General features: G+C 61.1%; 18 protein-coding genes and 3 pseudogenes. 7 read left to right on the top strand and 14 right to left on the bottom strand.

The features are described from left to right. Positions 1-134: 134 nt before the first annotated feature. Together J3P73_RS30675 and J3P73_RS30680 are read left to right on the top strand one after the other, a co-directional pair. Positions 135-1,334 carry an MFS transporter gene (locus J3P73_RS30675; protein WP_207580050.1) on the top strand — a complete coding sequence of 400 codons (1,200 nt, stop codon included), beginning with the start codon at positions 135-137 and terminating at the stop codon, positions 1,332-1,334. A gap of 186 nt (positions 1,335-1,520) precedes the next feature. Next, positions 1,521-2,723 (top strand): ROK family transcriptional regulator, encoded by a 1,203-nt coding sequence (locus tag J3P73_RS30680; RefSeq protein ID WP_024320086.1) that lies wholly within the window; start codon positions 1,521-1,523, stop codon positions 2,721-2,723. 36 nt (positions 2,724-2,759) lie between these two features. On the opposite strand, the gene J3P73_RS30685 is transcribed toward J3P73_RS30680, so the two are convergent. Then, positions 2,760-3,674 (bottom strand): DMT family transporter, encoded by a 915-nt coding sequence (locus J3P73_RS30685; protein WP_207580051.1) that lies wholly within the window; start codon positions 3,672-3,674, stop codon positions 2,760-2,762. Positions 3,675-3,828: 154 nt separating this feature from the next. Here J3P73_RS30685 and J3P73_RS30690 point away from each other — a divergent pair, with 154 nt between their 5' ends. Beyond that, the gene (locus tag J3P73_RS30690; RefSeq protein ID WP_483408114.1) at positions 3,829-4,692 is read left to right on the top strand and encodes a helix-turn-helix domain-containing protein; all 864 of its coding nucleotides are present in this window, start codon (positions 3,829-3,831) and stop codon (positions 4,690-4,692) included. Between the two features lie 112 nt (positions 4,693-4,804). Here the strand turns inward: J3P73_RS30690 and J3P73_RS30695 are convergent. Both J3P73_RS30695 and J3P73_RS30700 read right to left on the bottom strand, forming a co-directional pair. Further along, positions 4,805-5,605: pseudogene (locus J3P73_RS30695) on the bottom strand (NADP-dependent oxidoreductase); the annotation flags it as partial. 48 nt (positions 5,606-5,653) lie between these two features. Continuing rightward, complete coding sequence (locus J3P73_RS30700; RefSeq protein WP_207580053.1) at positions 5,654-6,469, bottom strand: oxidoreductase; 816 nt, start codon at positions 6,467-6,469, stop codon at positions 5,654-5,656. Positions 6,470-6,558: 89 nt separating this feature from the next. Between J3P73_RS30700 and J3P73_RS30705 the strand changes: the two genes are divergently transcribed. Then, positions 6,559-7,035 carry a winged helix-turn-helix transcriptional regulator gene (locus J3P73_RS30705; protein WP_130657295.1) on the top strand — a complete coding sequence of 159 codons (477 nt, stop codon included), beginning with the start codon at positions 6,559-6,561 and terminating at the stop codon, positions 7,033-7,035. 86 nt (positions 7,036-7,121) lie between these two features. Here the strand turns inward: J3P73_RS30705 and J3P73_RS30710 are convergent, their stop codons facing one another. From J3P73_RS30710 to J3P73_RS30740, 7 genes are read right to left on the bottom strand one after another with little or no spacing between them, the layout of a single operon-like run. Then, a complete protein-coding gene (locus J3P73_RS30710) occupies positions 7,122-9,143 on the bottom strand; it encodes a beta-N-acetylhexosaminidase (RefSeq protein ID WP_185828643.1) in 2,022 nt (673 codons plus the stop codon). Positions 9,144-9,198: 55 nt separating this feature from the next. Beyond that, positions 9,199-9,669 (bottom strand): GNAT family N-acetyltransferase, encoded by a 471-nt coding sequence (locus tag J3P73_RS30715; protein ID WP_130657293.1) that lies wholly within the window; start codon positions 9,667-9,669, stop codon positions 9,199-9,201. 11 nt (positions 9,670-9,680) lie between these two features. Then, a complete protein-coding gene (locus J3P73_RS30720) occupies positions 9,681-10,607 on the bottom strand; it encodes an ABC transporter ATP-binding protein (protein ID WP_185828644.1) in 927 nt (308 codons plus the stop codon). Beyond that, positions 10,604-11,419, bottom strand: coding sequence for an ABC transporter ATP-binding protein (locus J3P73_RS30725; RefSeq protein WP_185828645.1), 816 nt, complete (start codon positions 11,417-11,419; stop codon positions 10,604-10,606). Before J3P73_RS30725 ends, J3P73_RS30720 begins: the two co-directional genes overlap by 4 nt. Continuing rightward, complete coding sequence (locus J3P73_RS30730; protein ID WP_024320095.1) at positions 11,416-12,318, bottom strand: ABC transporter permease; 903 nt, start codon at positions 12,316-12,318, stop codon at positions 11,416-11,418. The genes J3P73_RS30725 and J3P73_RS30730 overlap by 4 nt, the downstream gene beginning before the upstream one ends. Beyond that, positions 12,318-13,298, bottom strand: a complete 981-nt coding sequence (locus tag J3P73_RS30735; RefSeq protein ID WP_207580054.1) for an ABC transporter permease — start codon at positions 13,296-13,298, stop codon at positions 12,318-12,320. The genes J3P73_RS30730 and J3P73_RS30735 overlap by 1 nt, the downstream gene beginning before the upstream one ends. A 20-nt stretch (positions 13,299-13,318) precedes the next feature. Beyond that, on the bottom strand, positions 13,319-15,010 hold the full coding sequence (locus J3P73_RS30740) for an ABC transporter substrate-binding protein (protein WP_024320097.1): 1,692 nt from the start codon (positions 15,008-15,010) through the stop codon (positions 13,319-13,321). 310 nt (positions 15,011-15,320) lie between these two features. Here J3P73_RS30740 and J3P73_RS30745 point away from each other — a divergent pair, with 310 nt between their 5' ends. Together J3P73_RS30745 and J3P73_RS30750 are read left to right on the top strand one after the other, a co-directional pair. Further along, positions 15,321-16,229 carry a flagellin N-terminal helical domain-containing protein gene (locus tag J3P73_RS30745; protein ID WP_018495121.1) on the top strand — a complete coding sequence of 303 codons (909 nt, stop codon included), beginning with the start codon at positions 15,321-15,323 and terminating at the stop codon, positions 16,227-16,229. Between the two features lie 267 nt (positions 16,230-16,496). Then, positions 16,497-18,038, top strand: coding sequence for a DHA2 family efflux MFS transporter permease subunit (locus tag J3P73_RS30750; RefSeq protein WP_207580055.1), 1,542 nt, complete (start codon positions 16,497-16,499; stop codon positions 18,036-18,038). 169 nt (positions 18,039-18,207) lie between these two features. Here the strand turns inward: J3P73_RS30750 and J3P73_RS30755 are convergent. Both J3P73_RS30755 and J3P73_RS30760 read right to left on the bottom strand, forming a co-directional pair. Next, positions 18,208-18,801 (bottom strand): annotated as a pseudogene (locus J3P73_RS30755) (MFS transporter); the annotation flags it as partial. 461 nt (positions 18,802-19,262) lie between these two features. Further along, entirely contained in the window at positions 19,263-19,931 is a 669-nt protein-coding gene (locus J3P73_RS30760; RefSeq protein ID WP_207580056.1) for a hypothetical protein, read from the bottom strand. 342 nt (positions 19,932-20,273) lie between these two features. On the opposite strand from J3P73_RS30760, the gene J3P73_RS30765 reads away from it, so the two are divergent. Further along, on the top strand, positions 20,274-23,561 hold the full coding sequence (locus J3P73_RS30765; protein ID WP_185828648.1) for a GH36-type glycosyl hydrolase domain-containing protein: 3,288 nt from the start codon (positions 20,274-20,276) through the stop codon (positions 23,559-23,561). A gap of 29 nt (positions 23,562-23,590) precedes the next feature. Here J3P73_RS30765 and J3P73_RS30770 read toward each other — a convergent pair whose 3' ends face one another. Next, positions 23,591-24,331 (bottom strand): FadR/GntR family transcriptional regulator, encoded by a 741-nt coding sequence (locus J3P73_RS30770; protein WP_018246116.1) that lies wholly within the window; start codon positions 24,329-24,331, stop codon positions 23,591-23,593. Positions 24,332-24,540: 209 nt separating this feature from the next. Then, positions 24,541-24,878, bottom strand: a pseudogene (locus J3P73_RS30775) (transposase family protein). Positions 24,879-24,939 lie beyond the last annotated feature (61 nt).

The raw sequence follows: 24,939 nt of genomic DNA on the forward strand, positions 1-24,939 counted from the left end.
ACCGCAGAACCGCTCTAACTTTTTGTTTTTACGCAATTCCGGACGAAAAACCGCTTTGCACTTTCCTGGAATTGCTCCAGAGGAAGACGAGAGGAGCAGGTTGTGAAGCCGGCTTACTTCTGATCGATGACCGCATGAGCCGACTTTTTCCCGACGTCTTCCGTAATCCGGCGATCCGCGCCAGCATGATCGCTATTTTCACCTTCGGAATGGCGGGGGCGATGACGGCTCCCTATCGTTCGGTCGTGGGTATCCGCGAATTGGGCTTGAGCGACGGCGTCTATTCCTTCCTGAGTTTCCTCTCGGCGGCGGTGAACGTCGTCATCAGCATCCTGCTCGGCAATCTCGCCGACCGGCTGGGCGAGTACCGGTCGACGATGATCGGCGCCTGCCTGTTCGGCATCGTCGGCTACGGCATGGTCTACGCCTTTCCCAGCGCCGCCGTCTTCGTCATCGCCGGCTTGCTGCCCCTGCCGATCTACGGGGCGCTGAACTCGCTGCTATTTGCCAATGCGCGTGCGGCGATGCACGGCATGAACCGAAGCGACATGGTGACGGCCAACTCCGGCGTACGCGCCATGATCTCGCTGTCCTGGGTGTTGATCCCCGGCATCACCGGCCTGGTTCTCTCGGGCGCATCGAGCATGCTGCCGGCCTACCTCTTTGCCAGCATCTCATGTCTGCTCTGCCAGGGGATCATCGTCTTCGCCCTGCCGAAGCGGACGGGAACGGAGATGGCAGCAGTTCATCATCTCAGCTATCTCGGCGCGCTTCGCCAGGTGGTTTCGCCGCGCATCTCGGCGCATATTTGTGGGGTAGCGCTGATTACCAGCACGCTGCATCTCAATGACGCCCTTCTGCCGTTGATCGCCACCGGTGCTGCTCATGGTTCGCTGAGCGACGTCGGCATTCTTGTCGGCATCGTCGCATTGCTGGAAGTCGTCTTCATCATTGTCTGGTCGCGGATCGCACGGAAGGCCGGCCAGATGACGGCGCTTGCCGCCGGCACCATCATCTATGCCGTGTTCCTCAGCCTTCTCGGCTTTGCCTCTGAGCCGTGGCACCTCTATGCGCTCACCCTGCTTGCCGGCATCGGAGCGTCGGCGATCATCACCATTCCGATCACCTATCTGCAGGATCTGATCGCCGACCGGCCGGGCCTCGGCAGCGCACTGATCTCCGTCAATATCTTTGCCAGCGCCGGGATCGGCGCGCTGGTCTTTGCCGCCGGCACCTATGTGACTGGCTATTCGGGAACCGCGATCCTGAGCGCCGTCACCGGATTGTCGGGGATCGCGATCATCGGCCTCTTGCATAGGGGCAAAGCCCGCTAAAGCGCGTCGCGATCGTTCGGATTCGCTTGTCGCGCTTTAGGTCTTTGTTCTTACGCATGTCGTTGTCGCAAAACCGCAGCACAGTTTTGCGCGACATGCTTTCGTCCAGGGACGTGGTGAAGAATGTGGCTTTCATCGGTGTTCGTCTTGTGACAAGGGTGACGCACCATTTCCTTTGAAGGCGACATGAAGGCAATCTCCGGCACGAATCTCGAGCAGGCCAAGTCTCACAACCGGCGTGTGGTGATCGAGGCTGTCCGCACGAACGGTCCCTTGTCGCGCGCGGCGATCGCCCGGATGACGGCGCTGACTGCCCAGACCGTATCGAACATCGTCGAGGAGCTGGAGCGATCGCACCTTCTCGTTCCGGCCGAGGCGCAGAAGCTGGCGCGCGGCCAGCCGATCATCCCCTACTCCATCAATCCACGCGGCGCCTATTCGATCGGCCTCGAACTTGGTCGCCAGCGCGCCAGCGGGGTCCTGACGGATCTCTCCGGCGCCGTCTGCGCACGCATCGAGCGCCACGTCGAACATCCCGATCCGCAACGGGCGATGCCGGCTCTCCAGTCCATCGTCGAGGATCTTCAGCAGGCCTTCGCATTCGACCGGAACAGGTTGCTCGGCGTCGGGATGGCCCTGCCCGGCCGCTATGCCGATGGCGGCACCACGTCGCTCAGTCCGCTGAACCTGCCCGGCTGGCAGGGTTTTCCCGTCGGGCATGAGCTGGAACAGCGGGTAAAAGTGCCGGTGCTTGTCGAAAACGACGCGACGGCAGCGGCGATCGGCGAGCGCCTGCATGGCGTCGCCCGCGGTTTGGGCAGCTTCGTCTATCTGTTTCTCGCCGGCGGCGGCGGCATCGGCGCCGGGATGTTCCTCGACGGTCACCTCTACAAGGGTAGCCGCAACAATGCCGGCGAGATCGGTCACATCATCGTCGAACCGCATGGCAAGCTCTGCAGTTGCGGCAAGCGCGGCTGTCTGGATCGCTACATCTCGCCGGCCGTTGCCTACGAATTCATGGGCATTGCCAACGCCGAGGAGCTGTCGCCCGACGATCTCGATGCGCTGATCGCCAAGGGCGGCGAAGGTCTCGATACCTGGCTGGATCAGGCCGTCCAACCGCTGCGGCAGACCCTCGATTTTCTGGAACTGGCCTTCGACCCGCAGACCATCGTGCTTGGCGGCAGCATATCGACATCGCTGATGCTTCGGCTTGCAGAGCGGCTGGAGCCGCTGCACACCCCGATCGATCCCAACCAGCAGCGGACGGTGCCTCGCGTCATGATCGGCATGACCGGCAAGGATACGGCAATTCTCGGCGCCGCCGCCCTGCCGATCTTTTCCGAAACCAATCCGCGCTTCGACGTGCTGCAAAAGCCGCTCGGCTAGTGCACCTCTGCCCGGGAGATTGCCTGGGCCGGCCTCTCATCCGCCTGCCGGCAACCTCGCATCTGACTGCGGCGGGCGACGGGCCAGAGGTCGCGCAAAGATGACCACGTTGCCGAGAAGCGTCAGCGCCAGGCCGATCAGGCCCAGACCGGTCCAGTGGTAGCCCTCGAAGACCGTCGACAACGACAGGGCGACGATCGGGAACAAGACGGTGGCATAGGCAGCGCGTGAGGAGCCGATGCGCGACACCAGCATCAGGTAGGTTGTGAAGCCGATCACCGATCCGATTGCCGCGAGATAGAGCATGGCGGCAAGATAGGTGATGTTGGGCGGTGCGACGATCGGCGTTTGCGTCACGGCAATCAGGACGAGGAGGACGATCGCGCCATAGATCATGCCCCAGGCATTAGCGGTCAGCGGTGAGATTCCAACCGCGCTGTTTCGACGCGATGCCATATTGCCCAGCGAGAAGAACAGCGTGCCAAGCGCTGCGAGCCCGATCCCTTTCAACGTGCCCATATCGAAATCGACGACGACGTCCTGTCCGAAAAGGAGGAGAAGGCCGGTTGCTCCGAGCGCCGCTGCGAGAAGCGTGCGGCCGGTAATGCGGTCGCCGAAGAAGAGACGCGCATTGACGGCATTGTAGATCGTTGCGAGCGAGAAGATCACGGAGATCAGCCCGGACGGGATAGAGGCGGCGGCGTTGTAGAAGCAGATGAAATTGAGGCTGAACAGGCAGAGCGCTTGCGCAAGGATGAAAGGCTGATCGCGCAAGGCAGGGAGCTTGAGCCGCCGCATGACGGCCAGGATGGCGACGAGGATCACTGCTGCGACCGCAAATCTGTAAAAGACCGAGACCAAGACCGGCACGGGACCGACCTGCATCGCAATGGCGATCCAAGTCGTCCCCCATATAAGGACGGTGGCGATGAAGAGAGCGGCATTTGCCATGGAGTGATCCTCGTTTTCCCGACCAATAGGCGAACCGCGAGCAGGTCTCTTGCAGATTCTTGCTATGAAATCGATTTGCCCGGACTTCCGGCTCGCCATGCGGGTCGTCCGCCGGTATTGTTCGCGCGGCATGGTCAGGTGTGGGGAAGAATTGGTGAAATATAGTCACCCCTCGGTTTTCAGGTTTTTGTCCGCATCTCCCACTGCGCGGATGTCACAGTCCATCGATTTGGGGTTCGGGCGATCAGCTGCCATCTGGAGCAATGCACACGACAGGATGAGCTATCAGCGGCCGAACGGCCATACGTTCAGTCTTTATCTCAGGGGCGGCGCCGGAACGCGACGTCTGGATGGCAGCCCCGCCGCGCGCGGCCGTCCGGGAGTGCTGTGCATCATGCCACAGGAGCACTGGTCCGAATGGGAAATCACCGACTTCTCCCAATTCGTCCATCTGTATGTTCCCGATGATGAGTTGCGCCGGATGTTTGCGGAGACGTTTGACCGCGATGCTCGGCTCATGGCTCTTCCCGAAGTGACCTTCGCAGATGCACCCCCCTTGGCGCGCACGCTTCGGCAGATGACGCAAGCGATCGTGGCGGGCAGTCATCTGCAGGCTGAAGAAGCGATGGCACAGACGATCAACGATTTCTTCGTTGATCCGCGTTATGGCGGGACGCGTCCCTGCGCGATCAGCGGCGGGCTCGCTTCTCATGTGCGGCGCCGGAGTCTGGAGTATATCGAGGCCCATCTCGGTGAGACAATCCGCTTGCAGGATCTGGCGGCGATCGGGCAGCTCAGCGCCTTTCATTTTCAGCGGATGTTCCGGGCAAGCTATGGTGTGTCCCCACATGGCTGGGTGGCTCACCGGCGTATCGAGCGCGCCAAATCGATGTTATCAGGCATGGACCCGATCGCGCAGATCGCTTCGGCCTGCGGCTTCAGCAGCCAGAGCCACATGACACGGGCATTCAAGTTGGGCACAGGCGTCACACCCGCTGCCTACCGGCAAAGACAGTGAAACCCGTCGCTCGACCGCACTTCTCCTTTCCGAAACCAATCCGTGCTTCGACGTCCTGCAAAGCCGCTCGGCTAAACCGAGGGCTATTCCGGGCTATTCGGCCTTCCAGACCTCACTTCACCGCGATGACGACTTTGCCCTTCGCGCGTCCCGTTTCCACATAGTCCAGTGCCTCGTTGGTCTTCTCGAACGGGAAGGCCCGGTCGATGACGGGGCGGATGGCGCCTGCCTCGATCAGCGATGTGATCTTGCCGAGCTGGGCGCCGTTTGCCGTCATGAAGAGGAAGGAATAGCCGATCCCCCGACGTTTCGATTTCCGCCGGATGCCGAAGCTCAAGAAGCGCATGACCTGCTGCAGCAGCCAGCCGAAGCCGTTTTCCCGGGCGAAATCGGGATCGGGCGGACCCGATATCGAGATCAGCTTGCCGCCGGGCTTCAGGACGGCGAGCGATTTTTCCAGCGTATCCTTGCCGAGGCTGTTCAGCACGACGTCATAGCCCTTCAGCACCTTTTCGAAGTCGTCCTTCTTGTAATCGACCACCACGTCGGCGCCGAGGCTTTTCACCAGATCGATACTTGCCGTGCTCACGGTCGTCGCCACGTGGGCGCCGAGATGTTTGGCAAGCTGGATCGCGATGGTGCCGACGCCGCCGGAGCCCGCATGGATCAGCGCCCTCTGCCCCTTCTGCAGCTTGGCGCGCTCGACCAGTGCCTGCCATGCGGTCAGCGCCACAAGCGGAATGGATGCGGCCTCTTCCATGCTGAGATTGGCGGGCTTCAGGGCGATATCGGCAGCGTCGATGGCGATATACTCGGCGAAGGTGCCGATGCGATCCTTGCCGGGACGCGCATAGACCGCGTCGCCGGGTTTGAATTGCCGGACATTGGCGCCGACCCGGACCACGACACCAGCGGGCGAACTTTCGTTTTTGCGATGAGCCGACAATGCGGCAAGCCAGGATCAATCGGGAAGTTTGTTGAATTTCCGGAGGCTCTTGTCGACAAAGGACTCGGGCAGGAAGCGGCGGATGAAACGCACTTGTCCTGCTGCTTTCCCGGCTGTGTAGCGTCTCTTCGGCGATGGCGCATTGGCGGCCTTGACGACGGTTGCGGCGACCACCTCGGGCGCATCGCCTTTTGAGACGATCTCGCGCATCAGCTTCTCCGCATCGGCGCGCACTGCGTCATAGACGGCAAGCGGCCGGTCGGGGCGCGTGATGTTCTCCTCGAAGGAGGTGCGGGTGACACCCGGTTCGACGAGCACGACGCGGATGCCCTGTGTGCGCACTTCATGATCGAGGGATTCCGAATAGCCTTCGATCGCGTGTTTGGTCGCTGCGTAGAGCGCGTTGAAGGGCGCCGGGATCAGCCCGAGGATCGAGCTCAGGTTGATGATCCGGCCGCTGCGCTGCCGCCGCATCACCGGCAGCACCGCATTGGTCATGCGCATCGTGCCGAAGACGTTGACGTCGAACACGGCTTTGGCCTGCGCCGTCGTCGATTCCTCGGCGCCGCCGAGCAGGCCGATCCCGGCATTGTTGACCAGCAGATCGATCCGTCCCGTGCGTTTCAGAACTTCGTCGACGACGCTCTGCACCGATTGATCGTCGATGACGTCGCAGACCAGCATGGTGATGCCGTCGGCAGTGTCGGCCATCGGCTTTCGGCTGGTGCCGAACACCCGGTAACCGTCGCGCCGCAGCGCCTTCGCCGTCACCAGCCCGATGCCGGAGGAAGCCCCGGTGACCAGGGCAATGCCGCGTTCTGTCTTGCTCATTGCGTATGCCTTCGTTTTTGTCGTGGAACATCCATGCGCATTCTGTTACTATCAAAAAGATAGCAAGTCACTACTAAAAAGATATCGACATGAAGAATCTTTCCGAACAGCCCTGCCTGATCGCCCGCAGCCTGGCGCTCGTCGGCGATGCGTGGAGCATGCTGATCATGCGCGACGCCCATGCGGGGCTGACCCGCTTCGATGAATTTCGCAAAAGCCTCGGCATCGTCCCGACAATGCTGACGGGGCGGCTGTCATCGCTGACCGAGGAAGGATTGCTGGAAAAGCGCCGCTATTCCGAGCGTCCGCCGCGCGACGAATATGTGCTGACGGAAGCCGGCCGCGACTTTCTGCCGGTGCTGTTTGCAATCGGCGCCTGGGGCCGCAAGCACCGCAGCGGCGGTGCAGTCACCCGCTTCTTCGACGCCGAGACCGGAACCGAGGTCGATCCCGTCACCATCGACCGCGCGACCGGCGCGCCGATTGGAACTCGTCCTATTCGTATCGCCGCACCCGAATGCGAGCTGCCCGCGGCAGATGAAGCGGCACCTGACACCGCCCTTTGAAAGCGATGTCAGTATCCCCCGCCATCACCGCCTCCGGCGATGGCGAGGGTGATCCTCAAATCAAAACCCGCGGCCCGATCCGGGCGCTACGACTGCTGCAGCCCGTAGAGCAGCGGCATCAGTCCTGCCAGCGCCCTGAAGCGCTCCCACGACTTGGACGACGGCTTCGTCCAGCCGGTTTCAGCAAGTGCGGAAATGCGCGGAAAGACGAGGCGGTCGAAAACGGCACGATCCGTCATCGGCTCGGACCAGATGCAGGCCTGGATGCCGAGGAGTTTCTGCTTCTGTGCTGCCGTCCAGCCGCCGATGGGGTCGAAATTGTAGAGCTTCTCCGCGTCGGAGGTGCCTGCCCAGCTGGCGCCGGGTTCATCCCAGTCGGGCCTGAGCGCCATGTCGAGGTAGTAGACCTGTCCCGGGCAGACGACGATTTCGTAGCCGCGCTCGGCAAGTTCGGCCGAGACCTCGACATTGCGCCAGCTGCAGAGATAGCTCTTTGATTTGTCGATGACATCGCCGTGGGCCGCCTCTTCCCAGCCGCCGGTGATGCAGCCCTTGCTCGCAAGGAAGCGCTGGACACGGTTCAGGAACTCCGCCTGCAGGATGGCGGCACCCGAGCCGTGGATATCGTCGGCGCCATGGGTATTGGTCACGACGTTCAGCCGCTTGGCATGCGCATCGGCAACCTCGTCGCCCGCGACGCTACGCAGGCGCTCGAGCGCTTCCGGCGAGCCGGACCACGCGCCGAGCGGAACTTCGTCAGCGCCGAGATGGATGGTCTTGAACGGAAAGAGCTCGATGAGTTCCAAGAGGATCGTCTCGATGATCTCATAGGTCTTCTCGCGGGCCGGATTGATGCAATTGTCGGGAAAGCCCTGAACCGAATAGTAGCTGCCGACCTCGGCTGGATCACGCAACTCCGGGATCGCCTGCAGCATGGCGTAGCAATGGCCGGGGACATCGATCTCCGGCACGATCTCCACGCCGAAGCTCTTGGCATGGGCGACGATCTCGCGGATGGCAGCCTTGGTGTAATAACCGCCGGTGCGGGCCGGGCTCGAACCGAGCAGCGGCGGAACGGCCAGACCGTGGCCGCGCCAGGCACCGACCGCGGTCAAATCAGGATAGGCGTCGATCTCGACGCGCCAGGCTTCATCGTCGGAAAGGTGCCAGTGGAAGCGGTTGAGCTTGTTCCAGGCAAGCACCGCCACCAGCTTCTTGACCTCGGCCGCACCGTAGAACTGGCGGGCAACGTCGAGGTGCAGGCCGCGCCAGCCCATCGATGGCTCATCGACGATCTCGCCGGAAGCCGGAAACTGGAAGACCTCGGGATGCAGCCTTGCACCGCGCCAGATCTGGCCGAGCGTGACAAGGCCGTAGAGGAAGCCGGTCTGGCTGCTTGCCTCGATCGTGATCGTCTCACCCTCGAAGCTCAGCCGATAGGCCTCCGGCCCGAAGCCGGCGGCATCCTTCAGGGCAACCGGAACCGCGCCTTCCGCCTCGCTCCGCACGATGCCTTCGACGGCGAAGAGATGCTCGACCAGCGCTGCGAAGCCGCGTGCTGCCGCCTCCCCTGCAGCGCTCCGCGCCTGCGGCGCAAAACCGGCCGGCAGCGGACGTCGGGAAGTGACGGACACATGGTTCGGCCAGGGGATGATCGACACCTGAACGGGCGCATTGGCGGGAACCGGATAGATCTCGGCGCCACGCTTCAATGGCGCGTTGCTGACCGAAGATCGCGTCGGCTCGATGGTGAGCACGATCGTGCTGCCGTCGGAAAGCGCGAGATAGCCGCTCGTCGCGCCGTCCGTCCAGTGGCGGAACTGCCAGCTCAGCGCATAGACCGATATCGTCCACGTCTCGCCGGCGCCGAGAACGAAATTGGCCGGCGGCTGGAATTCGGTGAAATTCGACAACCGCTGCGAAACCGTGGCGCCTTCGACGCGCCCGGCCGGATCGACACGACCCGGGCCGCTGACGCACAGCGAGAAATTCGAAAGCGGTTCGGTGCCGAGGTTCTTGAGGCGCAGGACGTAGGAGAATTCCTTGCCGTCCGCAGGCGGGTTCCAAAGGGTTTCAAGCCGCAGGGCTTTCGGTCGTGATGTGGACATGGTCACTCTTTCCTTTTGAAGATCTGGCCTTTTTGACGATCGGGCCTTTTGAAAATCAGCTCTTGAGCATTCCGGCGTAAATGCCGGGAGCGGAATTGGGGATCGGCATGGCCCCGACCGCCTTTTCGTAAAAGGCAGAGGGGCCGACGTCGCCGATGATCGCATAGGCATAGCCCATCGCTTTCAGGTCGTTCAGGCTGGCAAAAAGCAATGCCCGGCCGATGCCGAGCCCGCGAAGGCCTTCGTCGACGCCGGTCGGTCCGAAGAAGCCGCGCGCCGTGGCTTCATGGCAGGAAAAACCGACGAGCTTCTGCTCGCGTGTGGCGATGAAACAGCTCGGCGGCTGGCGGGTCATCGCGACGGAGGCCTCGCTCGCCCATCCCTCGCCGAATTGTTCTGCGATCCAGCCGGTGATCAGCCGGAATTCCGGCGGCAAGGCCCGGCGGATCGTCACGCCCTCGCTGGCCATTCGTTCGGCCGACTGCGTGTCTTGCGGCAGGGTGGAGAGGTTGACGAGATAATCCATTTTGCCATCCTTCAGCTGGAAGCGCCGAGTGCGCGCATGAAATGGTTGGAGCCGACCTGCTCGATGACAGTCGATTCAGGACGGCTGAGCGAGCGTACCTTTTCCGCCTGTTCGAGGAAACGTGCGCTTCCGCCGGTCACGAAGGGTCTGCTGCCGTCCGGAACGGCTGAAAGCAGCAATCTTGTATAGGGATGGCGCGGATCGGACAGAACCGTATCGGTGTCGCCCCATTCGACCATCTGGCCGGCGAACATGACGACGATCTCTTCGGCCACGTGCGCTGCCGTTGCGATGTCGTGCGTGATATAGAGCATGGCCAGGTCGTTTTCGCGTTTCACTGTCGCGAGCAGATGGAGAATGTCCTTGCGGATGGAAACATCGAGCATCGAGGTCGGCTCATCGGCCACCAGCACGCTCGGCGCAACGGCTAGCGCCCGCGCGATATTCACCCGCTGCCGCTGGCCGCCCGAGAGCTCATGCGGGAATTTCTGCCTGGTCAAATCGGGCTCCAGCCCGACGCTTGTCAGCAGGCGGGCAATCTCTTCGGCAAGATCCGTCCTGGAGCCGCTCTGTCGATGCAATTGCAGCGGCCGCGCCAGATGATGGCTGACCGTAAAGGCCGGATTGAGCGACGAGAACGGATCCTGGAAGACCATCTGTACCGCCCTGCGGTACTGATGCTCATCCTTCGCCTCGCCGCGGGCGGTCAGGTCCTGCCCGCGGAAAAACAGCCTGCCGCCCGTCGGCTTGTCCAAGCGCGCAATGATGCGGGCGCAGGTCGTCTTGCCGCAGCCGGATTCGCCGACCAGCGCCAATGCCCGACCGGGAAAAAGCGAGAAGGACACACCTTTCAACGCGTGTACCGGGCCGAAATTACGCTGGATATTTTCGAGCCGGATCACGGCGTCGGTGACAACAGGATTTGCCTCCGCCTTCATGCCAAGACTCCCGAGTGATGCGGATTGCCTGGAAGCTGGGGAATGGCATTCCAAAGCTTGCGGGTGTAATCGTGCAGCGGCGCCTCTGCGACCTGGCGCACCTCGCCGACTTCGACGAGTTCGCCCTTCAGCATGACGCCGATGCGCTGGCAGAGCTGCGCCATCAGATGCAGGTCATGGGTGATGAAGAGCACCGAGAAACCATAGGTCCGCTGCAGGTCGAGGACCTGCTCGAGGATCTCCCGCTGCACGACCACGTCGAGGGCGGTCGTCGGCTCGTCCATGATGATAAGCTCGGGCCTCAGCGCCAGGCAGATGGCGATGACGATGCGCTGGCGCATGCCACCGGAGAACTGGTGCGGGTAATCGCCGATGCGATGCGTGGGAATGCCGACGAGGCGGAACATCTCCTTAGCCCGAGTCCTTGATTCCTCATGCGAGCAACCGGTGTGCCGGCGCAGAACGTCATGGAACTGCGCCTCGACCCGCATCAGCGGATTGAGCGAATTCATCGCGCTCTGGAAGACCATGCCGATGCGCTTCCAGCGGATTCTCTGCAACTCGCGTTCCGGCAGCCTCAAAAGATCCTGTCCATCGAGCCTTATGCTGCCGCCGCTGATCCAGGCGGGTGCCTTGGAAAGACGGGTGATGGCATAGGCAATCGTGCTCTTGCCGCAACCGGATTCGCCGGCGAGCCCGAAGATCTCGCCGCGGCCGATATTGAAAGAGACATCCTTCACGGCGCGGAACTCTCCCTTGTCGACGAGGTAGTCGACGTTGAGCTTGTCGATTTCCAGAAGATTGTCGCTCATCGGCCGAGCTCCAGTTCCCGGTTGCGGGCGCGGGTGAGACGGAACCAGCGCGTCAGCGCCGGGCCGGAGCGAAGCTGCGGGTTGGCGATCTCGTCGAAGGTGAAATTCAAAAGCGCAAGGCCAAGCCCCGTCACCGCGATGCCGAGCGCCGGCACGCCGATATCCCACCATGCGCCGACCATGATTGCCGAAGAATTCTGGGCATTGTAGAGCATCGTGCCCCAGGAGACTTTCAGGGGATCGCCGAAGCCGAGATATTCAAGCGTCGTCTGGGCAACGATGGCGTAGATGATGCTGCCGACGAGATTGATGCCGATCAGCGTCGTCAGGTTCGGCAGGATTTCCACGAAGATGATACGCCAGGCCGGCTCTCCGATCATCTGGGAGGCCGTGACGAAATCGCGATTGCGAAGCGCCATCGTCTGCGACCGCGTCATGCGGGCGCCCCAGGGCCAGGAGGTCAGCGCGATGATCGTCATGATGGTCATCGGCCCCACGGTGCCGGCGAAGGAGGCGAGCAGGATCAAAAGCGGCATGTTCGGGATGACCAGGACGGCATTGGTCGCAAGGTCGAGCACCGCATCGGTTCTGCCTCCGACATAACCGGCGATGAGGCCGATGGCCGTGCCGAGAACGGTGATGGCAATGCCCGTGGCAAAACCGACGGAGAGCGAGCTGCGAGCGCCCCAGACGAACTGGCGATAGACATCCCGCCCCATCTTCGTCGTGCCCATGACATGTTCGATCGACGGTGGCTGATGCGAGCGACCGACACGCGCGCCGGGCTCGCCGGGCGCAACGACCGGCGCAAACAGCGCCATCAGCCACAGGACCGCAATGATGACGAGGCCGGCCAGCGCCTTCTTCTGGTTGAGGACAGACCTTAGCCCGAAGTTCATTAGACCGCCTCCCGCAATCTCGGATCGACGAGCCCGTAGATGATGTCGACGAGGAAATTGGCGCCGAGCGTTGCGAGCGTCATCAGCAGCAACTGTCCCTGGATGACGGGGTAATCGCGGGCGATGCTCGCGGTATAAAGCGTTAGCCCCAATCCGGGATAGTTGAAGACGATCTCGGTGACGATCGAACCGCCGAAGACGGCGCCGAGCATCAGCGCCAGGTTGGTCAAAACGGGAAGCATGGCATTGCGCGCGCCGTAGCCGAACATGACCTGAAGGTGGCTGAGCCCCTTGGCACGGCCCATGGTCACGTAATCTTCGCCGAGCACCGAGATCATCGACGAGCGCATCGTCGTCTGGAATTCGCCGATCAGGAATGGCGAAAGCGTCAGGACCGGCAGGATGGCATGCATGAACACGCTGCCAACGAAGGTGAAATTGAAGGCGGGATCGAGGTTCGGATCATAGGCGTAGCCGACCGGAAACCAGCGCAGCGAGACCGCAAAGACGAACAAAGTCGTCAGCGCCACGATAACGGGCGGCACCGAAATCATGATCACGGAGAGCGGCGAGACGATCGTGTCGAAGCGTCCGCCGCGACGCCAGGCCGAGATCGCGCCCAGCACGACGCCGACGCAGAGCGAAAAGATGATCGCGGTGGTGACGAGGAAGACCGTCCAGAGCGTCGAACGGCCGAGAACCTGGACGACGGTCTGGGGGTAGTATTTGACCGAGACGCCGAGATCGAGGGTCGCCAACCCCTTCACGTAATCGACGAACTGCCAGAGCATCGGCTGGTCGACCGCGCCGAAGCGCGCTTTGATCGCCTCGATCGCGGCCGGGGTTGCCCGCGGGCCGAGTTGGGCAACCATGGCATCGACGGGGCTCCCCGGCATAAGCCGGGGAAGAATGAAGTTCACGACGATCGCAAACGCCAAGGCGACTGCATAGACGCCGAGGCGCCGGCCCGAAACACGCATGTCTGCACCTCCCGCGAGGTTTATTGGACCGGGGTGAGGCGCAGCAGATGCATCAGGCGCATGCGGTTATTGTCATGATCCTCCGGATTCATGACGGGATCCTTGTCGGTGACCCAGCCGGTGAAGCGCTTGCTCGAGAACTGATACCAGGTCGGCCCGTTGAAGACAGGCACAACGGGGAAGTCGTCGGCGACCAGCAGCTGGATGTCGTTGAAGATCTTCTTGTGATCGTCCTCCGACGTCGCCTTCAGATACTGATCGAAAAGGGCGTCCAGCTTCGGGTTCGAATAGCGCGAGGGCGCGCCGGTGATGCGCCCGCCATAGGCGGTCGAAAGGTTCTGGTAATAGCCGCGGAACGGCGTTGCGGCATCGGCGCGGGAGTTCATGACGACCTCGAAGCTGCCGTCGAGGATCTGCTTGCGCCACTGCTCATATTCGGGCGTGGTGACGGATGCGTTGATGCCGGCGGCACGCAGTCCTTCGACGGCGATCTGAACGGCGTCGATCCAGTCCGTCCAGCCATTCGGAACGATGATCGGGAAGGCGATCGGCTTGCCGCTCGGCGTCGCGCGGAAGCCGTCGGCACCCTTCTTGTAGCCGGCATCATCGAGAATCTTGTTGGCTTTCTCGGTATCGAAGCCCATGAAGGCATCCTTGTCGCCCTCGGCATCCTTGTTGCGCCAGCTCTCAAAACGCGGCGGCAGGCCGGACGCATGCTCATTGACGACGGGATAGCCGAAGCCCGCGATATCGACCATCGACGTGCGGTCCATGGCAAGGCTGAAGGCATGGCGGAAGTTCAGGTCCTTGTAGGCTTCGAGGTTGCCTTCATTGCCGCTCTTGAAGTTCATCTGGAAGGCGACGGTCTCGGCCGGCGGCTGCCAATAGCCGTTATGATCCGGATCGAGGGCAACGAAGGTCTTGTCGATTTGCGGAATGAAGGAGCCGATCCAATCCATGTTGCCTTCCGGCAGGATGGCAAGCATCTGGTCGTTGCCGGAGATCTGCGGCAGCCTGAGGCAATCGACATGCAGCGAGGCGGCATCCCAGTAGTTCGGGTTGCGGCATTGCTCGTAGACCTGCGGCGTGAACCGGCGCAGCTCCGTCATCGGCCCGGAACCGACCGGCTTCTCGTTCTTGAAGGCGACCGGATCGGAAACGTCCTTCCAGACATGCTCGGGAACGACGGCGAGGTCGGCAAGCGATTCCGGGAAATCGGAGTTCACGGCCTTCAGATTGATCTTGACCTCGGTCGCCGACGGCGCCTCGACGGAGGCAACGGTCTCTCCGACGCCGACAGTGTCGAGCGCGGCGTTCTTCAGCATCAGATCGATGGTGTATTTCATGTCGGCCGAGGTCAGCGGCTGCCCGTCGGACCATTTGACGCCGGGACGAAGCTCGTAGGTGATCGACTTCATGTCATCGGAGAATTTATAGCTGGTCGCCAGGCGAAACACTGGTTTGCCACCATCCTCGGCATTGAAGATCACCAGGGGCTCGTAGATGAAATCCATCGTGCTCTGCCGGCGGCCGGCAAGGTCGAACGGATTGAAGTTCTGAACCCAGCTGCTCTGCTCCTCGATATGCATCGTCAGCACCGACTCTGCGGCTGCACCGCCGGCCGCGAAAGCGACGAGCGCCGTCAGAGCGGTTGCCGCCGCCAAGCCAGCGCGCATGGAATTGTTGCGGATTGCACTCTTGCTCAATCTCATTCCATCGTTCCCCTTGTTGTTTATTTTTGAAGTCAATCAAATTGATTTAATATTGATAGTCAGTTTCCTGCCGACACGTCAATTGGCGATCTCAAACTTTTTGCACCGGCCTCCTGGCCGGTTCACTGCGTTGTTTTATAAAGATAATTCCGGCGTTAATAATTAATGTACCTTTAAGTACCATAATTGTTTCAACGATGGCGAATCGACCTGCTCGAACATTGGTCGATAAGCATGAGGCTGCTCGCCACGGCCGGGATGCCACCCGGGATGCAACACATTCAACTTCTAAGAGCGGGTCGAATTTCCCATGACGAGCATCAATACGAACAATTCAGCGATGTCTGCCCTTCAGACGCTGCGTAGCATCAACTCCAATCTCGAAACGACACAGAATAGTGTTTCTACCGGTTATCGGGTCGATACAGCATCCGATAACGCCGCTTACTGGTCGATCGCAACCACGATGCGGTCCGACAACAAGGCGCTCTCCGCCGTGTCCGACGCCCTTGGCCTCGGCGCAGCAAAGGTCGATACTGCCTATACGGCGATGGACAATGCGATCGACGTCGTCGACGAGATCAAATCCAAGCTCGTCGCAGCGACCGAAGACGGTGTCGACAAGTCCAAGGTCCAGGAAGAAATCAGTCAGCTTCAGGAACAGCTGCTGAGCATTGCCCAGTCGGCGTCATTCTCGGGTGAAAACTGGGTCGCGGGCGCGGATGGCACGAAAAGTGTCGTATCGTCCTTCGTTCGCGACGGCTCCGGCGCCGTTTCCGTTAAAATGACGGAATACGCTCTGGATACCAGCTCCACGGGCAATGTGTTGTTCGGCATGAGCAGCGGGACGATCGATACCTCGGCCGGCATCCTCGGAACGGCCGATGCAAATGGCGATTCCGTCTATTCGCTTGATATCACCGACTTCACCACCGGTCAGATCCAGTCGGCGCTGTCGACCATCGAATCCGCACTGTCGGCAATGACCTCCGCCGGTGCGCAACTCGGTTCGATCTCGACGCGCATCGATCTGCAGGAAGACTTCGTCAGTGCGCTATCCGACTCAATCGACTCGGGTGTGGGCCGGCTGGTCGACGCCGACATGGAGGAGGAGTCGAGCAAACTCTCTGCCTTGCAAACACAACAGCAGCTTGCGATCCAGTCGCTGTCGATTGCGAATTCGTCGTCGCAGAATATCCTGTCGCTCTTCCGCAGCTAAGCGCAGGTCAGATAGGACGCTCGGACCAAATCCGTTGACCACACGATCGAGCCTGGCCTTCCCGGTCAGGCTCGATCGCGTTCAACTCACTCCTGCAAATTTGTGCCGGCGGGTCCCTATCGCTTCCGTCCTCATCCGAACTATGGTGTCGCGATCGACGAAATCGCGGTTCACTTCTGAGCCATGCTGTCCGTCGTCTCGATCGCAACCACGATCGGCCTTAGTCTTCGCACCCGAGGCGGAGAACGCAGCGCGCGGGATCATCGCATGTCGGAACGACTTGAATCTGCCCGTCCTGACGAAACGCCCGCCATCGTCTGGCTCGGCTTTATGGCGATGTGCGTCGGCATGTTCATGGCCATCCTCGACGTCCAGGTGGTGGCGACCTCGCTGCCGACCATCCAGTCCGCGCTGGGCATCGATCCGGATCAGATGAGCTGGATACAGACGGCCTATCTCATCGCCGAAGTGGTCGCGATCCCGCTCACCGGCTTCTTGACGCGACTGCTGACGATGCGGTGGCTGTTCGTTACCGCCATCAGCCTGTTCGTCGCAGCCTCCGCCGGTTGTGCGGCGAGCGGCAGCTTCGGTGAGTTGGTAGCCTGGCGGGTGCTGCAGGGTTTTTCCGGCGGAACCCTGATCCCATCGGTTTTTTCAGCCGTGTTCATCCTTTTCCCGAACGAGCGGCAGGCGCTGGCGACGACGATTGCCGGCGTTCTTGCGGTGCTGGCACCCACCGTCGGACCGATCGTCGGCGGATGGCTGACGCAGACCTATTCCTGGCACTGGCTGTTCCTGATCAACATCATCCCCGGCATCGTCTCGGCAATCCTGGCGGCACGGTCCTTGCCGCGGCAGGCGACCGATCTGTCCGAACTCAGGCATCTCGATGGCCTGTCGCTTCTTCTGATGGCGACCGCGCTGACGAGCCTGGAACTCAGCCTCAAAGAGGCGCCGACGAGCGGCTGGATCTCGGCCTATGTCCTCAGCCTGCTAACGGTCTGCCTTGCATCGGGAGGCGTCTTCGTCTGGCGAACGCTGCGCAGAAACCGGCCGATCGTCGATCTTGGCAATTTCGGCGATCGGAACTTTCTCGTCGGCTCGGTTCTGAGCTTCGTGCTCGGCATCGGCCTCTTCGGCTCGGTCTATCTCATGCCGGTCTTTCTCGCTTTCATCAGAGGACACGACGCTCTCCAAATCGGCATGACGATGCTGGTCACCGGCGTCGCGCAATTGATCACGGCGCCGATCGCGGTCGCGCTGGAGAAGCGCATGGACGCGCGATTGCTGTCGGCTGTCGGTTTCGCGCTGTTTGCGATCGGTGTCGGGATGAGCGCCTTTCAGGATCCTCGCACGGACTACGACGCGATGTTCTGGCCGCAGATCGTGCGCGGCGTCGCCATCATGTTCTGCCTGCTGCCGCCGACGCGGCTGGCGCTCGGCACTCTGCCGCCAGACCGCATTCCCGATGCGAGCGGACTTTTCAACCTGATGCGCAATCTCGGCGGGGCCATCGGCATCGCGCTGATCGACACCATCATCTACACGCGCTCGGAACCGCTCGGACAAGCCCTTTGGACCCGTCTTCAAACCGGCGACATCGAGGCTGCGACATTCGTCGGCGCACCTCTTCAGACCATATCGGGGCATAGCGGCAGCTTCGATGCGGATACAACGGCGCTACTCGATCCGCTGGTCCAGACAGCGGCAAGCGTCCAGGCGATCAACGAAGCCTGGATGGTGATTGCCGTCCTGACCGGCTGCGCCCTGCTCTCAGTGCCCTTTGCCAGGCGGCCAACGTCAACTTGAAAACCAGGGTTGACGAAACCGCTCTAAAGAGAATCAACTAAGTTGTTGAAAAACCTGGAGCCGAGACTGCACTAGCGCCACCTTCGCCACAAAAATCTATTCTGCGACAAGGTCAGAACCCTACCCCGCGATCCTGAGATGGAAGCCCAACGCATCGGCCAAACGGCTTCTAGGCCAGCTTAGCACTGCGCGTCTCGGCATCGATGAAATAGGCTGCAGCACCTGCCAACAGCAGCAAAGCAGCGAAAATCCCGATGACCAGGCCGAAATCTTTCGTCACAAAAAGACCGATCAACGATGGCGCAAGCAGCCCTCCAAGCCGAGCCATAGCACCGGCGGCACCCATTCCTGTTGCCCTAGACGCAGTAGGATAAAGCTCTGGTGTATAGGCGTAGAGTGCACCCCACGTACCAAGTAGCGCGAAACTCATAATTAGCAGTGACGACGCTACCAAGAGTGCGGATGAGCCGACGACAAACAAAATGGATCCCATCGCGGAAAGGATGCAAAATGCCACAAGCGTTGGACGCCGCCCCCACTTTTCGACGCCGTAGGCAGCGAGCGCATACCCAGGAATCTGGGCAAGCGCGATCAGCACAAGAAAACCGTAGCCTCGAACGAAGCCAAAGCCGTCCCCGGCAAGTTTCGGAGGCATCCAAGTGAAGACACCATAGTAAGAAATGGACACCAGAAACCAAACCGCGAGGATCAGAAGGGTTCGACGCCGCAGAGCGTGGGAGAATATTCCGATACTACGCGTCGGTGTCGCCATGCATAAACGACCATTGGCAGCGCCACTTCAAATCGCCTGCCGACTCGTTGGTTTTGGCGCTTTGAGCAACAAAAGGGGCGCTCCCCGGGGAATTGGAGCCGGTCAATCAAACCCGGCGGCAACGCGTGATTTTCGCAGACAAAAAAAGAGGGCCGACGGAGAACCGTGGCCCATTAATTGTGAAGGTATAAACCTCCAGAGGGGAACAGCTGAAACGACGGAACTGGGAGGAAAGCCGCCGTGTTGCATCAGCTGTGATCGCTATGCTCCTTTTTTGACCAGTTGGAAAACATTTTTTGTGCAATGCAGCTATGCAATAGCGGACCATCCAGCCGAAAGTAGTCCGTAGAGGATCTGCGGACTAGGCCGCAATGAAACGAGCCATCCAGTGGAGAAGAGGCCATGCGTGAGGACGCGATGCCTTTGATCGGGTTCGACGATTTCGCTTGATTTTACTCGGCGTCGTCGTTCGCCTTTGGGAACAGTTGCAGCACATTTGACCCACTCGGGTGCGCGAGAGTGCGCGCCTTTGGGCGCCGCGGGTTGTTTTCTCCAGCCTTTTGGACAGCTGAAACGAGACCTTCCCGCTGGCGATAATAATCTGGCTTGGGAGGCAGGGTGAGGTCAAACTCTTCGAGCATACGCTCAATAATGTCCATCGCTTCAGCCGCCAGACCAGCATAACCTTCTTGGCGTCGCTCGAAGAAGCCATCGTATCCGGGCCTGGAAAGGTCGAGACTATCCAACGCATAAGAAAGGGTCTTCACTCGGTTCGACAACCACAAAATTTCTTCTGAAAGCCCGGTACTAAAAAGCCCCCAGTTTGCGTCCTGCGGAAGTGCAAGGGTTGGATCGCGAACGTGAAACGCGAATTCGCCTTCATCCATGGGATTGAATTCGGGCATGTCGTGAACGGCCGCATAGCTGGCTCCGACAAAATCGTCTAGGGCCAGTACCGTCAGCATCGCTAGGTTTCTAACCTCGGCTTTCGGGCGCCGGTTGATCCCAGACTTCGCAAGTCGAATGACGATGGGAAGCAAGGAGCCAGCGGCTAAACCGCCAGCGCCGATGAACGCTCCCATTGCCATGATCCCTCGGGTGGTTTCGAAGGAGTGCGTCAATAGTCACCTCGTTGAATGGGAGCTGCGAGTTGCGTCAAGAAGCATGCACAGACGGAATCAGCGCTTTCCGTCCCAGTTTGCCTTGAACTTAAATGATAGGGAACTCCGTTCCCGCCGTGTGGCGCCATTGAGCAACCTGACGGCATCATCGTCACCGGCGACCTCAGTTCCTTTGACGCCTTGGCAATGACCTCTCGGTGCAACTTTCGAATTAAACACCAAGTGATATCGGCTGGCCTGTCTTTCAAGGACCTAATCGAGAACCGGCGATTGTGGTAAGATTACTCTCAATCATTTTGCGTCATCCTCCAGTTCCCTCTGAAGCCAATCGACGAGATCTCAATGGCCCCGGTCCTCACGCGCAGTTTTCAAATGCCCCGACGCGAAGAGCTTGGCCTCTTCACGATCAGCAACGGTTCCGGCCTGTCGATATCGGCCTTGCCGAACGGCACGCTGTTTGCCATCGAATATGCCGACGCTCTGGGATCGGTGCAGATCAACCAGATCCAGGGCTCTCCGCTCGTCGGCGGCATCGGTCGCCTCTATCTGCGCGTTGGCGGCGCGAAACCTGACGTCGTCGAGATTGTCGGGCCTCGCGCGAATGGCAGTTTCGGGCACGATGCGACGACCCTCTCCTGGAGCGGCAAGACCGGGCATCTCAGCTATAACGTCCGCCTCGAACTCCATCCTGTCGAAACAGCCTGGTTCTGGCGTGTGTCAGTCCAGCATCTGAAGGATGGAACACTGCCGGTCGATCTGGTGCTGATCCAGGATATCGGCCTCGGTGACCGGGGCTTCCTCATGAACAGCGAAGCCTATGCCTCGCAATATGTCGATCATCACATCGCCGATCACCAGACATTCGGTCCCGTCGTGATGAACCGGCAAAATCTCAAGCAGTCGGGTGCCCGCAACCCCTGGCTCGCGCAAGGCTGCCTCGATGGGGCGGCTGCCTATGCCACGGATGCGATCCAGCTGGTGCAGGCGAGGGACCGCCTCGGCGATCTGCTGGTCGGGCCTTTCGGCACCAGCCTGCCGAGCAAACGGCGGCAGCAGGAGACGGCATGTCCCGCCATCCAGTCGAGACCGCTCTCCGTGCCGGCGAGCGGGGTGACCGCGACCTTCTTTGCCGTCTTCGCCGCCGAACATCCCGAGGCGTCGAGCGATGCCGATCTTTCGCGGCTCGACGGGCTGGTAACGATAAAAGTTGCGGCAGCCGATATAGCAGAGGCGGCGCCGGTCCGCAGCCTGCTGCAGGATGCCCCTCTGCTGAAGGCCGAGGCGCTTGATAAAAAGGCGATCGGCCAGCTTTATCCGGAGCGGAGCCTGGAAGAGCGCGCTGAGGGAAAGCTGCTTTCGTTTTTCGTCTCCGACGGCGCCTTGAACCGCCATGTGGTCCTGCGCGAAAAGGAACTCCTGGTAGCGCGCCGTCACGGCGCGATCGTCCGCAGCGGTGAGAATATGCTGCTCGATGATGCGACGCTTGCCGCGACCTGCTGGATGCAGGGCATTTTCGCGGCCCAGCTGACGATCGGCAACACCTCCTTTCACAAGCTCTTTTCCGTCTCCCGTGACCCCTACAATCTGACGCGCGCCAGCGGGCTGCGCATCATGGCGGATGTCGGCGCCGGCTGGCAGCTTCTGGCGGTGCCGTCGGCTTTCGAAATGGGGCTCAGCGATTGCCGCTGGATCTATCGCCTCCCCGAACGCACGATCATCGTGTCGGCGGTCGCCTCTGGCGAGGATGCGGCGATGCAGTGGACCGTCTCCGTCGAGGGAAAGCCGTGCCGCTTCCTGGTGTTCGGTCACGTCGTCCTCGGCGAGCGCGAATATGACGCGGGTGGGCAAATCGAATTCGATACGGCAGGCAAACGCATGCTTTTCCGGCCGGACCCGGCCTGGCTCTGGGGCGAGCGTTATCCCGATGCCGGCTATTGGCTGGTGAGTTCGACGCCCGATGCCATCGATGAGATCGGCGGCGACGAACTGCTCTACAGCGATGGGATTGCGCGCAACGGCGCCTTCGTCGCGCTCAGATCCCGGCCGACACAGGCGCTCTCTTTCGCCGTCGTCGGCTCGATGACCGATGCGGCGGAAGCCGAACGACTGGCGCAACATTATGAGGCCGGCGTCACCGATGAAGCCATGCTTGCACCGGCATCAAAATTCTGGCGGAACGCCGTGCGCGGTATAACGATCGGCAGCACCTCGCCCGACCTTGCCGCGCAGATGACCCTGCTGCCCTGGCTCGCGCATGACGCGATCGTGCATCTCAGCGTACCGCACGGCCTCGAGCAATATACGGGTGCCGCCTGGGGCACACGCGACGCCTGCCAGGGCCCGATCGAATTCCTGCTCGCCTACGAGCATGACCGCGAGGCCAAGGAGGTGCTGAAGACCGTCTTCAGCGAACAATACCTTGACAAAGGCGACTGGCCGCAATGGTTCATGCTGGAGCCCTATGCCAACATCCGGGCGGGCGATAGTCACGGCGACATCGTCGTCTGGCCGCTGAAGGCGCTCTGCGATTATATCGAATCGACCGGCGATCTCGCCATTCTCGACGAGAAAGTCTCCTGGCGCGATGAAAAGACGATGGCCAGGGCGCCGGAGCCCGACACCATCGCAATCCATGTCGAGAAGCTGCTCGATACCGTTCGCGAAGCTTTCATCCCGGGAACGCATCTGATCCGCTATGGCGAGGGAGACTGGAACGATTCCCTGCAGCCGGCCGATCCGCATCTGCGCGACTGGATGGTCAGCAGTTGGACCGTTGCCCTGCTCTACGAGCAGATCGTCCGTTATTCCGCGATCCTGCGGCGCCTCGGTCATGGCAACAAGGCCAAGGGCTTGAGGAAGATAGCAACGGCGATGCGCCGGGATTTCAACCGCCATCTCGTGCGTGACGGCGTCGTTGCCGGCTACGGTATCTTCGATCCCAGCCATGACGGCGTCGAATTGCTGCTGCACCCGAGCGACCAGCGCACCGGCCTGCATTTTTCGCTGATCTCGATGACGCAGGCGATGCTTGGCGGGCTGTTCACGCCGGCTCAGAGACGCGATCATATGAAGCTGATTAAAGAGCATCTGCTCTTCCCCGACGGCGTGCGCCTGATAGAGAAGCCCGCGACCTATGCCGGCGGCCCCGAGACGCTGTTTCGCCGCGCCGAATCCTCCTCCTTCTTCGGTCGCGAGATCGGGCTGATGTATGTGCATGCGCATCTGCGTTATTGCGAGACGTTGGCGCTCCAAGCCGAGGCGGAAGAGCTCTGGAAGGCGATCGCCGTCGTGAACCCGATTTCAGCCACATCAGCGCTGCCGCATGCATCGCTGCGCCAGCGCAATACCTATTTCAGCAGCAGCGATGCAGCGTTCCATGACCGTTATCAGGCAATGGCCGAATGGGAGCGCGTCAAGGCGGGAGAGATCGCCGTCGACGGCGGATGGCGCATCTATTCAAGCGGCCCCGGGCTCTACACCAGAAGCTTCGTCGAAAATATCCTGGGCTTCAAACGGCGCTTCGGCCGGCGCAAACGCAAACCGCTTCTTCCCGCGATCCACGCCTCAGCCGATCTGCACACCGACCATGCCGCTTGGCGGCGGCTGATGAAGCCGAAGCTTGAGGTGTAAAGCGCGCGCGTGCCCCGCGCACTGCTGCATCATGCGGTAGCGTCGCGTAGCTCCTCGAACCGTGCGGCACTTTTCGACAGGTGGCTTCGGATGGCGCGGCGCGCGGCAGGCTCGTCGCGGTCGCGGATTGCCGCGAATATGGCATGGTGTTCCCTGCGCATGCGTGCCGCATGGCGCTTGCGCTCGGCTGATGTCATCTTGTCCAAACGCGCCCATTGCCGCGGCACCATGATGTTGCCGAACGTGTCGAAGAGGCGGCCGTAATAGGAGTTCTGCGTCGCGACCAGGATGGATCTGTGGAAGGCGTAGTCCTCTTGCGCGCCATATCCACCCTCCTCGAGCGCCTTGTCGAGGGCATCGAGACGGTCCTGCATGCGGTCGATGTCCTCCTGCGTGCGCCGCAGCGCGGCAAGACCGGCGGCTTCGTATTCGATCCCCATGCGCAGCTCCAGCACGCGCAGAACCTCGTCGATCGACTGCAGGTCGTTCGGAATAATCGAGAAGGATCTGGGCGTCGGATCGTTCGAGACGAAAGCCCCAAGGCCTTGCCGCGTGGTGATCAACCCCTTTGCGCGCAGTGCGGCGAGTGCTTCGCGAACGATCGTCCGGCTGACGCCGGTCGCCGTCATGATCGCCTGCTCGGTCGGCAGGCGCTGGCCGGGCTTCAGGTCACCGGACTCGATTTGCGCCGTCAACATATCGGCAAGGTTGCTGCGCAGGTTCGGCGCCTGCTGAATGGTATTGAAGACTGCGTTGTCCTTATCTGCCATCCGGTTTCGAAATCCTGGTGTCGAGGTGGCTGCGCCGACCCCGTTTCCTGTTCGCATTCCGTATCCACGCCGATGCGGTGGGCAGCAGCCCTAGCGCATAACCCCGAAAACCGGAATCGATTTTCGGGGTTATACGGAAAATCAAAGCGATACAGTGTCCTTAGCGCGTCTCAAAGGACACACGGTGCTCTAGGCTCAGGACTCATCGATCAAAGCCAAAAGATGACGGTTGGAGCGATGCATATTGCCGAGAAGAAGGTGTGTGCGCATCGGTCGTAACGGGTTGCGGTGCGCCGCCAGTCCTTGAGCTTACAACGCGTGGAGAACGAGCCGTGCGCCTTTGTGGTCGCTCATCTGGCCTTCACTGAGCAGCATGACGATTGGGCGGCCGCGGGCCGTAGTCCTTTGGCGCATCCTTCCACTGCAGGCCGTGCTTGATGGCGCTGGTCACCCGACGGTCGTCTGCCTGCGGACTGCCATGCACCAGGGGGAAGTGCGGCTCGATCCGAGCCATCTGGCGCTCGCTCAACAAAAACATATCGCTCATCCCGGCCTCCTGTCGGAAACGGTGAATCACAGCTCAATCCAAATTAATAGGTCCCGAGCCT

Origin of the sequence: Rhizobium ruizarguesonis (assembly GCF_017357285.1) — a bacterium.
Lineage (GTDB): Bacteria > Pseudomonadota > Alphaproteobacteria > Rhizobiales > Rhizobiaceae > Rhizobium > Rhizobium ruizarguesonis.